This window comes from bacterium (assembly GCA_018830565.1).
In the GTDB taxonomy this organism is placed as follows: Bacteria; UBA9089; JAHJRX01; order JAHJRX01; family JAHJRX01; genus JAHJRX01.
Genome location: JAHJRX010000076.1, coordinates 1 through 14,479 on the forward strand (window position 1 = coordinate 1; position 14,479 = coordinate 14,479).

Sequence of the window (14,479 nt, forward strand, 5' to 3'; positions counted from 1 at the left end):
AAAGGTGCATATTCTTCCATTGGATCACCCTTGGAGGAAGTTTAAAATAAACCCATATAAAAGATCATTTTTATCTAATACAAAATAGGACATTTCTATTTAACGGAAAACAGGACATTTTCATTTTGCTGTTACATTGCTTGACATCTAACTTGACATCCAATTAGAATATAGGGTATAATAAACATTGTTCTCATAGAAGATATTTGTTACAAGTTATAAAATTTCACTTATGGAGCTAAAATAATGCATGAAGTTGGAATTGTCCAAGAACTGATAGAAGAGATAAAATCTCAGGCTAAAAAACAAAATGCCGGCAAGGTAACAAAGGTTAAAGTAAAAACCGGTAAATTAGAAGAGCTAACTTTAGACTCATTCCGTTTCTGGTTTGAGCAGCTGAGCAAAGGAACTGTAGCTGAGGGAGCGGAAATAATGTTGACCGTCACAAATGATGAAGGAGTTTATCTCGAACATGTAGAGATGGAAATAGATGAATAAGGCTGTGAGGATAACAGTTAAAGGGATTGTGCAAGGTGTGGGATTTAGGCCCTATATCTATCGGTTAGCAAAGAGTCTATCACTCAGAGGCTCTGTTTATAATACCTCATCAGGGGTGGTGATAGAAGTAGAAGGTGATAGAAATGCAGTTAAAGGTTTTGTAGAGAAGTTTCCTGTTTCTGCCCCTCCTTTAGCCAAGATAGATAATATTGAGATAGAGACCGCTCAAGTAAAGAAAAGACTCCCGTTTGAAATAATAGATAGTTTGCCGGAAGAAGGAAGATTTGTTCCTGTTTCACCTGATATAAGTATTTGCAGCGACTGCCTATCTGAGATGCTTTCTCCTGCAGATAGAAGATACCAATATCCCTTCATAAACTGCACCAATTGTGGACCAAGGCTTACCATCATCCGGAATATTCCTTATGACCGGGAAAAGACGACGATGTCTAAATTTCAGATGTGTGCGGATTGCCTGGCAGAATATTCAGAACCCTCTAACCGTAGATACCATGCCCAACCTAATGCCTGTTATCAATGCGGACCATCAATTTGCCTGCTAAAAAATAACGGCTCTGAGATAGAATCTAGTGCCTTGATTCAACAAGCAACTATCCTGCTACAGCAGGGCAATATCATTGCCATCAAAGGTATCGGTGGATTTCACCTTGCTTGTGATGCCACCAATGATACGGTAGTTCAAGAATTAAGAAAAAGAAAGGGTAGAGAAGAGGATAAACCCTTGGCTCTTATGTTACTTGACCTGACAACAGTAAAGAGATATTGTGAGGTAAGCGAGGAAGAAGAACGGTTACTAACAGCCTCAAGCAGACCGATAGTGTTACTTAAAAAGCTACCCAATTGTCCAATTTCAACTTATATTGCTCCGAATAATAATTTTCTTGGTATAATGCTGCCATACACGCCCTTGCATTATCTGTTATTTCAGGCAATCAAGCCTAAAATCCTTGCTTTGGTGATGACCAGTGGTAATTTCAGTGATGAACCACTGACCAAGGATAATGATGAGGCTATAAAAAGGCTGGGCAACATTGCCGACTATTTTCTGATGCATAATCGTGATATTCATAGCCGTTGCGATGATTCACTAACCAGTGTCCTTGATTCAAAGGAAACAATAATCAGACGCAGTCGGGGATATGCCGTATCCCCCGCTGGCGGGGGTAAGGGGGTGGAAATAATAATCCGTCGTGCTCGGGGATATGCCCCTTTACCTATTGTTCTGAAATTTAGCTTAGGACAGATCCTTGCTCTCGGCGCAGAACTTAAAAATACCTTTTGCCTGACGAGGGACAATTATGCCTTCATCTCTCAACATATTGGTGACCTGAAGAATTATGAGACGTTGAATTATTATAAGGAAAGTATCGAGCATTTCAAAAGGCTATTTCGGATTGAGCCGGAGATAATTGCTCACGACCTGCATCCTGATTACCTCAGCACTAAATTTGCCATTGAACTCTCAACTCTCAATCCTCAACTCTCAACTCTTGGTATCCAACACCACCACGCTCATATTGTCGCCTGTATGGCTGAAAATGGGATAGATGAGAAAGTAATTGGTCTGGCTATGGATGGAGTTGGATATGGAACTGATGGTAATGTCTGGGGCTGTGAATTTCTGCTAACAGACTATTTTGGCTTTGAGCGGGCAGGACACCTTAAATATATTCCTATGCCGGGTGGGGATAAGGCAACTGAGGAGCCATGGCGCATGGCGGTAAGTTACCTCTATTCAGTATATGGTAAGACACTTCCATCTCGGTTTTTAAAAAGGTGGGGTGAGGAAAAAGTCTCTTTTATGATAAAGATGCTCAAGCAGGGGATAAATTCACCTCTGACCTCAAGTGCCGGCCGATTATTTGATGCAGTAGCTGGTATTCTCGGCATAAGGAATAAGGTTAATTATGAGGCTCAGGCGGCTATTGAGCTAGAAATGGTTGCCGATGAACATGAAATTAGCAGGTATGAGTTTGATGTTTGTGATAAGGAAAGCACCTTGGTCATAGATCCAACAAAAGCCATCCTTGGTATTGTCCGGGATATGGACCTTGGCCTAAACTCATCCATTATCTCCGCCAGATTTCATAATACGGTGATAGAATTTGCCTTGGAAACCTGCCGCCGGGTCAGAAGTAAAACTGGGATAAATAAAGTAGCTTTATCAGGCGGCGTTTTCCAAAACCGCTATTTATTAGAAAGGATAAAACCACGGCTTGAGAAAGAGGAGTTTGTGGTCATTTTACATTCAAAGGTGCCGTCAAATGATGGTGGAATTTCATTAGGTCAGGCGGTTATTGCTGACAGAACGAGGTAATTTCAATGTGTCTTGGTATTCCAACAAAAATAGTTAAAATAAACGGTTCTATAGCAGAGGTGGAGATAGGTGGAATTAGACGGAAAGTCTCCCTTGACTTAATTGAAGAGGCCCAGGTAGGGAATTATGTCATTTTACATGCTGGGTTTGCTATTGCGAAGTTTGATGAGGAGGAGGCAGAGGAGACATTGAGGCTTTTAGAGGAGATTGGGATATGAGGTATTTAGATGAATTTCAGAACCCAAAGATTGCCCAGGGTCTAATCAAGGCAATTGAAGGGCTGGTGGATAGAAAGATTGCTTTAATGGAGGTTTGTGGTACCCATACCGTTGCTATTTTTAAACATGGACTACGCCGGCTTTTTCCAACATCTCTCAAACTCCTCTCTGGACCTGGCTGTCCGGTATGCGTTACTCCAACCCAGAACATAGATGCAGCTATTTGGCTTTCAAGGCAGAAGGAGGTGGTGCTAACTACCTTTGGTGATATGATGAGAGTACCAGGGGCAACGGGTTCTCTTGAAAAGCAACGGGCAGAGGGTGCAGATATTCGGGTTGTTTATTCAGTTCTGGATGCCCTGGAGCTGGCCAAGACTAACCCGGCAAAGAAGGTAGTATTTCTGGGGGTAGGATTTGAAACCACCTCACCGAGTATTGCTTCTGCCATATACACAGCCAACCATGAAGTAATTAATAACTTTTGGGTTTATGTTTGTCACAAGTTGGTTCCTCCAGCAATGCGAGCCTTGCTTGAATCTGGAGAGGCAAGGATAGACGGCTTTATCTGTCCGGGACATGTTAGCACCATCATTGGCTCATTACCTTATGAATTTATTGCCGGGGAGTTTGGTGTGCCTTGTGTTATCTCTGGCTTTGAACCTTTAGATATTCTTCAGTCCGTTTATATGCTGCTAAATCAGATTAAAGAAAAAAGGGCAGAGGTGCAAGTTCAATACTCACGCTGCGTTAAGCCCGAGGGGAATGAAAAGGCATTATCTAAGTTTAATGAGGTATTTGAGCCGGCAGATTCAAATTGGCGTGGAATTGGCGTGATACCAGGATCAGGGTTAAGAATAAGGCAGGAGTATAGTCGATATGATGCCTCCTTACACTTTGAGGTGCCTACCCATCAGGTGACTGAAGAGAAATCTGGTTGTATTTGTGGTGAGATACTTCGCGGGATAGCCACCCCCCTTGTTTGCCCGCTCTTTGGGAAAGCTTGTACTCCAGAGGAACCAGTTGGAGCTTGCATGGTTTCATCAGAAGGCACTTGTGCCGCCTATTATAAGGATGGAGGCATAATAGAATGAATCCAGAGAAAATTCTTCTTGCCCATGGTTCTGGTGGAAAGATTACCCATCGCTTAATTCGAGAGGTATTTCTGGAGGCATTCAGAAATGAGTTACTTGAGAAATTAACCGATAGTGCTGTATTTCATGTTGATCAAGGAAAATTAGCTTACACCACAGATGCCTATGTAGTTGACCCCATATTTTTTCCAGGTGGGGATATTGGCAGGCTTGCGGTCTGTGGGACAGTAAATGACTTAGCCATGAGCGGGGCCAAACCACTCTATCTGTCAGCAGGCTTTATTATCGAAGAAGGGTTTGGGTTAGCCGAGTTAAAGATCATATTAAGGTCTATGAGAGAGGCGGCGGATGAGGCGGGAGTCAAAATTATTTGCGGCGATACAAAGGTTGTTCCCAAAGGCTCGGCAGACAAGATATTTATTACTACCTCCGGTCTTGGTTTAATTCCGGCTGGGATAGAGATTTCACCCCAGCAAATCATGGTAGGAGATAACGTTATCATCAGCGGGACAATCGGAGAGCACGGAATAGCCATATTAAGCCAGCGTGAGGGGCTTAAGTTTAGCTCAAATATATCCTCAGATGTAGCCCCATTAAATCATCTGGTGGCGTCAATGTTAGATGTGGCCGGGAATGGAATTCATGTCCTTCGTGACCCAACCAGAGGTGGAGTAACTACTACCTTAAATGAGTTTGTCCAAGGGGCAGCGTTTGGAATAAAAATCTATGAGGATAAAATTCCAATAATTGATGGCGTCCAGGGGGCCTGTGAATTGCTTGGCCTTGACTCACTCTATGTTGCTAATGAAGGGAAATTAGTGGCTGTTGTCTCCCGTGACTTTGTTCAAGCTGTCCTTTCATCCATTCAAAGAAATAGTTTGGGGGTAAATGCCCGGGTCATAGGAGAGGTGGTAGAGGAACCTAAAGGTATTGTTTCTTTAGTTACTCGTATTGGCGGGACAAGGATAGTGGGTATGCTAACTGGAGAGCAACTACCAAGGATATGTTGAACTTACTTGTTCCATTTAATTTGCTCTAGGTCAAATTTTCATTAATAAGCGCTATAATCAATTAACATGATCTTTTAATTTTAAAGATTTAGAAAGAATATCAAGGATGGAAGATAAATCTCGTTTAGATGCCTTAGAAGAAATGGGAAAAAAACTACATCTGATGGAAGAAAACATTCATAAAGATGAAATGTCTGTTTTAGAATCCATAGAAGAACAATTAAGATACTTAGAATCTTCCTTAGAAAAAATTAGTTCAGAACATGACCATAGCTTAGATGGTAAAATAAAATTAGAATTTGCAGATGAAAAGACTGAAGCTTATATTACTATTACTGCCCCTAAAATTGGAGGAAAAAAAGTTAATTTTGATGATGTGATGGAGTTATTACTTCAAGAAAAGATTAAAGATATTGACGAAGAAGTAATTATAAAAGTTTTAAAAGCTCATACTTTTGATAAGAGATTCTTAATTGCCAAGGGAATTCCTTCAAAATATACCGGAAGAGATGCTTGTTTTGCTTATCAATGCCTAACTGAGGATGTAGCTATTTCTGAAGAGGTATTACCAGGCCAACTTATTTTTTACAAAACTTTACCTACTTATGGGGAAGGAGGTATATCAGTCACGGGAGAAAAAATTCCACCTTGTCCAGGTAAAGATATTAAAGTCATTCCTGGAAATAAGGTGGTTATTTCTGAAAACAAGACGAGAGGATATGCCTTAGAGAGAGGCCATGTTTTTTGGGAAGGAGATATTGTTTCTGTAGAAAAGATTAAAGAAGTAAAAGGAGATGTTGATTCTATTTTAGGTAATATTAATTTTAAAGGAAGAGTCCATATTTATGGTTCGGTAAGCGATGGCATTACTATTAAAACTACGGGAGATCTAATTGTAGATGGAAAAGTAGAGGAGGCTAATTTAGAGGCAGACGGAAATATTAAGATAGGTCAATCTATGGTAGGCGGAGGCACCTCTAAGACCATTAAAGCTAAAGGGAATATCATTGCTGATAGCTTAGAGAAGGTAATCTTAATGGCCGGAAAGAATTTAATTATTAATAAAAATATTGTCAATAGCGATATTACTGCTTCAAAAGTAATAGTTGTGGAAAGTGGTTCTTTCTTAAGAGGTGGAAAGGTAGTTGCCCAAGAAATAGATGTACCTAATATTGGCCTCGAATCTAAAGAAAAAAAAGGAAAGATCGAGACCATCTTAAATATTCAAAATAAAGTTTCCGTAAGGGAGAAGATTTATCCTTCTGTCAAGCTATCCCTTGGTAATATTAACTACCCTCTTTCTGAAGAAAAAGAAAGAGTAACCATGGTTATTCAAGAAGGCAAAGTAGAGATTATTGATTATGAACAAATTCCTCCTCTGGAAGAACCTATTCAATTTGAAGAACCAAAAGAAATAGTTTCTACCCTGACTCCTTTTGTTATTTTAGAAACTACCTCATTATTAGAAGCTAAAGAAGAAGCTGCCGAATTTTTGGGTCTGGAAAGAAATAAATTAGAAATTCAAGAAATTTCAAAAACTTTAAATGAAGAAGGTGAAACTACTTATAAGTTGAGGATCTTTTCAAAAGATGCCACTCCGCCTTATCCTTGGGAAGAAGAGATTGAAGTAGAGCCGGTGGATGGACGTTTTAGAATTATTCCGGCCAGCGAAGGATTATACTTAACTGTTTATCCTCCGGAAGGAAAAGGAAAAAGAACAGCAGAAGAAGAAGTATTGAAAGAGATCGAAGAAAAAGAATATGATGAAGTCAATCTTCAATTAGTAAAGGAGACTGTCAATAGGGCTAAAGGTGCTTCTGTGATCATTGGACCTAAACAACATAATGAAATGGATGGTTCGGTAAATGTAAATGTAACCGAAGACTTTTCTAAGGCAGCTATTACTTTTATTCCCCCTAAAAAAGGAGGAAACCCGGTTGAATTTAAAGACGTGATTAAGGCTTTAAAGAAAAAAGGAGTAGTAGAGCTAATAAATGAAAAACTTATTAAAGATACTATTCGGGAAAATAAATTTGATACCCCTTCTTTAATGGTAGCTGAACAAATTCTAGCTCAAGCGGGACCTAATGCAGAAATAGAAATCTTAATTAAGACTGATACTTCTAAAATTGTCCTGGCTGAGGATGATCGCGGTCGAGTAGATTTTAGGGAAAGAAGTAATATCACCAATGTGACCAAAGGCCAAATTTTAGCCATAAAGAGACCACTAGAAAATCCTGGAACAGCTGGAAAAAAGATTAATGGGGAAATAATTCCACCACCTCCTCCTTTGGAAATGAATTTATCGCTAGGGAAAAATACAGAAATATCTGAAGATGGATTAAAGTTGCATTCAATTATTGATGGTCAAGCTATTTATATTAATGAAAAGATTAATGTGGAACCTGTTTTTGAAGTTAAGGGAGATGTAAATATGGTTACCGGTAATATTGATTTTTTAGGTACCGTGGTGGTAAATGGTAATATCTTAGATGGTTTTAAAGTAAAAGCAGAAGGGGATATTCAAGTAAAAGAAGTAGTCGAGGGCGCTATTCTTTTTGCTGGAGCTAACATAAATATTGGCGGAGGAGTTTTAGGTAAGAATAAAGCTACTCTTTTTGCCGAAGGGGATATTGTAGCTAAATATGCTGAAAGCGCTCATCTTGTGGCTAAAGGAAATATAAAAATAAGTGAGTTTGTTCTCCATAGTTTCTTAGAGGCAGGAAAAATTATTACCGTTACTGAAGGAAAAAGAGGATCCATTATGGGCGGGAAAATTAGAGCCACAGAATGTGTTAATGCGCGGGAAATTGGCAGTCCTATGTCTACCAAAACTATTATTGAAGTAGGAGTTAAACCTCAGGTAAGAGAGCAATTGATTAATATAGAAAAGCTTTCTCAAGAGGATAATAAAAAATTTGAACGAATAAGATTAGATATTATTACCTTAAAGAATTGGCAAAAAGAAAACGGCAACTTATCTCCAGAAAAAGAGCAGCTCTTAACTAAACTCATTAAACTACAAAATTTGCTAATTATGAAACTACGTTCCTATTCAGAAAGAAAAGAGCTATTAGAGGCTCAAATTGCTCGTGCTGATAAAGGAAATATTAACATTATTGGTACTGTATATCCGGGAACAACTATGATTATTAGGGGAGCAGCTAAAGAGGTTAAAGAAGTTTCAAAAGCAGCTACTTTTTTCTTTGAAAATAATGAAGTTCATACCAAGGCTTACCAAGGATCTTAAAAGGTATTTAGCTATCAGCTTTACCGATAGACACGGCCTATTTTTTAAGCAAGCTATTAAAAACTTCACTTAACTTTTTAGTTAAGTTATTTCTTTCATATTGAAGAACTTTTTCTTTAACTAGATCAAAAGAAAGGTTTTTATTTTGATAATCTAAGTAGATCTTGTAAATAACCTCCTTAATTTCTTCTATGTCATCAGGAGAAGCAATTATTCCTGCTTTGGTCTCTTCTAATATTTTGTAGGTAGCTCCAAGTTCTTTTGAAATTAAAGCCAAAATAGGCTTACCAGTTCCTAAGTATTCGTATAATTTAGCCGGAACCCAATCCTTACTTAAAAGTCCTCGATGATGGATAAGTAACAAGACATCAGCGTTAACTAAATGTTGCATACATTCTTGATGGGACAGAAACTGATAAATCTTCAATACTTTTTCTAAACCTAACTTTTTAATTAAATTAGACACCTCCAGTTCCTCTCTAATATAAACAGCAAAGATTACCTCTATCTTATCTTCTAACAGCGGATGCTCATCTAATAATTTACGAAGAGCTTTAAAAAAGTAAATGGGATTATAGCGGACGCTTTCTTGATCATTAAAACTTATACACATCGTTCCCGTATAAGCTATGACAAGTTTTTCCTTGGGTTGTTCTTTTAAGTTTTGAAAGTCTTCTTGATCAAAACCATTAGTGATGACTATAAATTTGTCTGAAGATATTTCAGGGTAAATCTTCATAAAATCTTCTTTCATTGGTTCGGTATTACAGACAATTTTATCAGCATATCTTAAGATCCTTTTTTCTAAGCCTTCTTCTATTTTTCTTCGAAGGTTTGTAGCTGGATTAAACCAAACTTCCCTCGTCCAAGGGTCTCGAAAGTCTATCACCCAAGGTTTCTTAGTTAAATATTTTAATAAGTATCCAATCAGATGAATACTATGAGGTGGAGAAGTAGAAAAGATAACCTCGATCTTTTCTTTTCTAATGATTTGCCAACCTTTATATAGGGCAAAAGGCAGCCATCCCACTTCATGGTCAGGAAGATCTAAAAAAGTTCTTAAGTATTTAAAGAAGATATTTTTTTTAGTTTGACTTAGTTTTTCTGGAAATTCTGTGGAAACTTTTTTAGCGGTCTTAAAGAAGATCTTCTTTAAAAATAAAGTAGGTTCTAAAATAAACGTTCGATAAACTAAAACTTCTGGTGGAATATCTTTTAATAATAAAGGATCTTTTGGTTTGTAAAATTCCTCCCGGCTAGGAGAGTCTTTTTTAATCTTCTTCTCTTTGACCGTTAAAACCGTGGGCATATAGTCATGAGAAGGAAGATATTTGACAAACTTTAAAGCTCTTTGGCAGCCCATACCACCATAAGGAGGAAAGTAACAAGCAATCATTAAGACTTTTTTCAAGATAGTTAAACTCCACTTTTTCTTACTAAGATTTTAATCGGGGTTCCTAAAGACCCTAACTCTTTACGGATTTGAGAGACTAAATATTTTCGGTAGCTATCGGTGACCATTTCAGGATGATTGACAAAGAATAAAAAAGAAGGAGGTTTGCTTTTAAGTTGAGTGGTATAGTATATCTTTAAACTCTTGCCTTTTTTAATCGGAGGTTGATACTTAAAAAAGACCTTGGAAACTATCCGATTTAGATTTCCCGTAGAAATCCAACGATCGTATTCATTAAAGACTTTCTTAGTTAAATCAAAGATTTCCAAAAGACCCTTTCCTGTAAAAGCAGAGATAAAAGCGATAGGAAGATAATCTCCAAATGAGATATTTCTTCTTAGATAATCCTGATAAGCAATCATCTTTGGCTCATCTAAGTCCACTAAATCACATTTATTGACTAAGATAATTCCTCCGCATCCATATTTTTCCATCAAGGTTAAGATCTTTTTATCTTGATCTGTTAAGCCGGCAGTGATATCTATTATTAATAAGACGACATCTGCTTTTTTGACACTTTCTATAGCTTTGGTAGAGCTATATTTCTCGACGGTTAAAATAATATTTCTCTTTTTTCTAATCCCGGCAGTGTCTATAAAATTAAAATACTCTTTATTTCTCTCTACGCATACCTCTATAGAATCTCGAGTAGTTCCAGGCTCTTGATCAACAATAACTCTTTCTTCTCCTAAGATCTTATTAAACAACGAAGACTTTCCCACGTTAGGACGACCTACAATCGCGATATTTATTAGTTCTTTTTTTGGATCTTCTTTTTGGGAAGGGATGTTTTTAATGACCTTATCCAAGAGTTGATCAATATTTAATCCATGCAAGGAAGAGATCGGGATAGGTTCATTTAAAGCTAATTGATAAACTTGGAGAAAATGTTCATGCTGATGAAGATTAGCATAATTACTGTCTATCTTATTAACCACTAATAAGTATGGTTTTTTACTCTTGCGAATCTTTTCAGCAATATTTTTATCAGTTTCATCTAAGCTATTTCTTCCATCTAAGACGAATATAATTAAATTAGCTTCGGCAATAGCTACTTCTACCTGTCTTCTTATTAGGGAAAGCATTCGTTCCTTACTTAAAAGGTCTAAACCTCCCGTATCTATTAAAGTAAACTCCTTTCCTTGCCAATTTACTTCAAAATACTTTCGATCCCTGGTTACTCCAGGAAGATTATCTACAATGGCTACACTTTTGCCTACCAATCTATTAACTAAGGTAGATTTACCGACATTAGGTTTGCCAACTACGGTTACTATCGGCTTCTTCAAGCTTTTCTCTTTATTTCTTTGGCGTGATTAAACATTTTACTTCCCTTGATAAGATAGTCAATAGTAGAACTAATTGCAATTAAGATCATAAGAAGAGCTATCCAGTAAGCCCATTTAATGGATAATAAATATAAAAATATAGTCAGCATTTGCAAGATGGTGGTTAATTTTCCTAAATAAGAAGGTGGAATAACAATCTTATCTCCACTAAAGCAATCTGTCAATAAATAAAGGAGCCCCCAACCTAAGCTTATAATTACATCTCGGCTTACTACTAAGACAGAGATCCAGAAAGGAATCCTTAAATCTCCAAAAAAGGATAGAAAGAGAAAAGAAGTAACGATCAAAAGTTTGTCAGCTAAGGGGTCAATAAAGCTTCCTAATTTAGTAATCTTTCCAAAAAATCGAGCTATAAATCCATCTAAAGCGTCGGTAATAGCCGAAAAACAAAAGATACCTAAAGCTATATTTTTATATCCATAAATTAAAGAAATGACCAAGGCAGGAATTAAAAAAATACGTAAAACTGTTATCTTATTAGGAGTATTAATCATCTACTACTCTTCCTTCTAATGACCATCTTAAAGGTGTTTATTTTTCCATGCAATCTATCTTATATTAAAAGTATTAATCATCTACTACTTTTCCTTCTAATGTTCGCATATTACAATTAGTAATCTTAACCTTAATTAATCGGCCAATTAAACTTTTCTCTCCATTAAATAAGACCATCTTAAAAGTGTTTGTTTTTCCACACAATCTATCTTTATATTTAGAACTTTCTCCTTCTACTAATACTTCTTGGATCCTACCTAAATATTCTTCATTCTTCTTTTTAGAGATTTCATTTTGGAAAGCAATAAGCATTTGAAGCCTCTTTAAAACTTCTTCTTCCACTTGATCTTTCATTTTATAAGCAGGTGTATTTTTACGAGGCGAAAATTTAAAAGTGAAAGCTTTGTCAAATTTTACCTTTCTTGCTAAATTTAAAGTATCCTCAAAATCTTTTTTAGTTTCTCCAGGAAAGCCTACCATAAAATCAGTAGTAATGCTAATATTTTCTACTTTTTTTCTTAATTTATCTACCAAATGTAAATATTTCTCAGCCGTATATCCTCTCTTCATTAAATCTAAGATCTTATCTGAACCCGATTGAACAGGAAGATGAATATGCTTACATATCTTTGGCAGGCTAACTAAACAATCTAAAAGATCATCACTTACATCTTTAGGGTGGGAGGTGATAAAGCGAACCCGCTTTATACCTTCGATAGAATTAAGTTTCCTTAAAAGAGCAGAAAAAGATATTGTCTTATTATTTAGATCCCTACCATAAGAGTTTACATTTTGACCTACCAGAGTTATTTCTTGACATCCTTGTTGGCTTAAATCTTCTGCTTCTTTGACAATTTCTTCTAAATTTCTACTTCTACTTTTTCCTCTAAGGAAAGGAACAACGCAATATGAGCAGAAGTTATCACAACCAAAAATAATGGGAAGATAAGCAAAAATTTTATCCTTTCTATAAGGATTAATCTTTTCTAAAGAATTTTTAAAATTTCCTAAACAAGTAATATTAGTTTCGCCCTCTTTAACTTGCTTGATAATAGTAGGTAATTTATCAATATTACTAGAATTTACTATAAAGTCCAAAAAGTTATATTTTTCAAAGAGGGTTTTTCTGTAATGTTGAGCCATACACCCACAAATACCAATGATTAAGTCTTTCTTTTCTTGTTTTAACTTCTTCAACCAACCTAATTTACTAAAAACCTTCTCTTCGGCATGAGCCCTAATACTACAAGTATTAAGAATAATTAAGTCTGCTTTAGTTTCGGTTTCTACTTCTTGATAGCCTATTCTCATTGCTCTTTCTAATATTACCTGAGAATCATAAATATTCATTTGACAGCCAAAGGTCTGGATAAAGACTTTGGGGGCAAAAAATTCGTAACTCTTTTTAGATTCTTGGTTTGGCATTTTTGTTTTTCCTCAAGAAATAAAAAATTAAAGGGGGCAAAAAATCCCGCATTCAATCAGGAAGTACAACACTTAGAATAACTTGTGATATTCTGAGTGTTATGAAAATTTCTTTTTATTCTATAGGTAATTTAAGACAATATGCCCCTTTGTCAATTAGTTAATGAAGACTAATTTACTATTTAAGGAAAGGAAAGGGACAAAGTGGCAAAAATTTTTACTTTTAACTGGCTGATAAAATCTTTAAGGGAGGTAATTCAAACTTTTTAAGGAAAGCAAACAGAAAAAAATTCAAATTATAGTATAGAGGATATAGGGTTGGGAGCTTTTTCTGTCTTTCTCACTCAATCTCCATCGTTTCTTGCCCATCAGAGGACGATGGAAGAATTAAGTGGAAAAAGTAATGCTCAAACCTTATTTGAGATTAAGCAAATTCCCACAGACAATCATATACGAGACATACTTGATTCTGTGGAGCATGAAATTATCTTTCCTGTGTTTGATCAAGTGATTGAGAATTTACACCAATCAGGATGTAAAATCTTATAATTAGAATTGCTGAACTCTTTTATGCTTTGTTCTTTAATTTATCTATCTGCTCTTCTTTGTCTTTAACTTTTTCTTCTATTTTTTTAATCTCTTCTACTAATTCATTTATTTTATTGTCATTATTTATCTCTTCTTGTTTGTCCTCAATCTTTAAATGATAAAATCTTCCTCCTATTTCATTAAAACAATTATTAATCTTTCTATTTAAGTTTATAATCTCCACCTTTATCTTGCCTATTTTTGCTAATTCACTTGATTTTTCTGCAACTATCGAAGTTCCTTCTTTTAACACTTCTACTCCATCGGCTAAGCACTTTTTTACTTTCTCCCATAAAGTCACCATAATAATACACCTCCCTATCTTGAAACTCAAGAAATTTACTATCAAGTTTAAGTATACTCTGAGAGCGATACCTTGTCAAGACCTTTTCCTCAGCTTTGCAGCCATTCTAATTATGAAAATTTCTTTTCATTCTATAGGTAATTTAAGACAATATGCCCCTTTGTCAATTAGTTAATGAATGCGTTGAAGGGATTAGAAGAGAGGCATAAGATTTTACAAAACAGATTCTAGTCCAGTGCCAAAAACAAGATACTTATCATTCCAATCAGGTAAGGAATAAATAAACAAGTAAGCGATTTAAATCCCCCTTAATCCCCCTTTATCAAAGGGGGATTAAGGGGGATTCCATCTGCTGCTTTCAACCTCCTGTAAGCTGCTTTTCAACCTCCTGTAACAGCAAAATGAAAATGTCCTGTTTTCCGTTAAATAGAAATGTCCTATTTTGTATTAGATAAAAATG

General features: G+C 36.2%; 12 protein-coding genes. 7 read left to right on the forward strand and 5 right to left on the reverse strand.

The genetic code is table 11. The features are described from left to right. Positions 1 to 246: 246 nt before the first annotated feature. The 6 genes from KJ849_07260 (at position 247) to KJ849_07285 (ending at position 8,405) form a co-directional block, all read left to right on the forward strand. Positions 247 to 498 (forward strand): hydrogenase maturation nickel metallochaperone HypA, encoded by a 252-nt coding sequence (locus KJ849_07260; protein MBU2600357.1) that lies wholly within the window; start codon positions 247 to 249, stop codon positions 496 to 498. After that, a complete protein-coding gene (hypF, locus tag KJ849_07265; protein MBU2600358.1) occupies positions 491 to 2,836 on the forward strand; it encodes a carbamoyltransferase HypF in 2,346 nt (781 codons plus the stop codon). Before KJ849_07260 ends, hypF begins: the two co-directional genes overlap by 8 nt. Positions 2,837 to 2,841: 5 nt before the next feature. After that, positions 2,842 to 3,054, forward strand: coding sequence for a HypC/HybG/HupF family hydrogenase formation chaperone (locus KJ849_07270; protein ID MBU2600359.1), 213 nt, complete (start codon positions 2,842 to 2,844; stop codon positions 3,052 to 3,054). Then, positions 3,051 to 4,145, forward strand: coding sequence for a hydrogenase formation protein HypD (gene hypD, locus KJ849_07275; GenBank protein ID MBU2600360.1), 1,095 nt, complete (start codon positions 3,051 to 3,053; stop codon positions 4,143 to 4,145). Before KJ849_07270 ends, hypD begins: the two co-directional genes overlap by 4 nt. Next, positions 4,142 to 5,155 (forward strand): hydrogenase expression/formation protein HypE, encoded by a 1,014-nt coding sequence (hypE, locus tag KJ849_07280; protein MBU2600361.1) that lies wholly within the window; start codon positions 4,142 to 4,144, stop codon positions 5,153 to 5,155. The genes hypD and hypE overlap by 4 nt, the downstream gene beginning before the upstream one ends. 106 nt (positions 5,156 to 5,261) lie before the next feature. Then, complete coding sequence (locus KJ849_07285) at positions 5,262 to 8,405, forward strand: FapA family protein (GenBank protein ID MBU2600362.1); 3,144 nt, start codon at positions 5,262 to 5,264, stop codon at positions 8,403 to 8,405. Between the two features lie 37 nt (positions 8,406 to 8,442). On the opposite strand, the gene KJ849_07290 is transcribed toward KJ849_07285, so the two are convergent. The 4 genes from KJ849_07290 to miaB all read right to left on the reverse strand — a co-directional run bounded on the left by KJ849_07290 (position 8,443) and on the right by miaB (position 13,127). Continuing rightward, complete coding sequence (locus KJ849_07290; GenBank protein ID MBU2600363.1) at positions 8,443 to 9,816, reverse strand: glycosyltransferase; 1,374 nt, start codon at positions 9,814 to 9,816, stop codon at positions 8,443 to 8,445. 5 nt (positions 9,817 to 9,821) lie between these two features. Then, entirely contained in the window at positions 9,822 to 11,147 is a 1,326-nt protein-coding gene (der, locus tag KJ849_07295; protein ID MBU2600364.1) for a ribosome biogenesis GTPase Der, read from the reverse strand. Continuing rightward, the gene (locus KJ849_07300) at positions 11,144 to 11,701 is read right to left on the reverse strand and encodes a CDP-alcohol phosphatidyltransferase family protein (protein MBU2600365.1); all 558 of its coding nucleotides are present in this window, start codon (positions 11,699 to 11,701) and stop codon (positions 11,144 to 11,146) included. The genes der and KJ849_07300 overlap by 4 nt, the downstream gene beginning before the upstream one ends. Before the next feature lie 73 nt (positions 11,702 to 11,774). After that, positions 11,775 to 13,127 carry a tRNA (N6-isopentenyl adenosine(37)-C2)-methylthiotransferase MiaB gene (gene miaB, locus KJ849_07305; GenBank protein MBU2600366.1) on the reverse strand — a complete coding sequence of 451 codons (1,353 nt, stop codon included), beginning with the start codon at positions 13,125 to 13,127 and terminating at the stop codon, positions 11,775 to 11,777. Positions 13,128 to 13,445: 318 nt separating this feature from the next. Between miaB and KJ849_07310 the strand changes: the two genes are divergently transcribed. Continuing rightward, complete coding sequence (locus tag KJ849_07310; GenBank protein MBU2600367.1) at positions 13,446 to 13,676, forward strand: hypothetical protein; 231 nt, start codon at positions 13,446 to 13,448, stop codon at positions 13,674 to 13,676. 19 nt (positions 13,677 to 13,695) lie between these two features. Here KJ849_07310 and KJ849_07315 read toward each other — a convergent pair whose 3' ends face one another. Then, the gene (locus KJ849_07315; protein MBU2600368.1) at positions 13,696 to 14,019 is read right to left on the reverse strand and encodes a hypothetical protein; all 324 of its coding nucleotides are present in this window, start codon (positions 14,017 to 14,019) and stop codon (positions 13,696 to 13,698) included. Positions 14,020 to 14,479 lie beyond the last annotated feature (460 nt).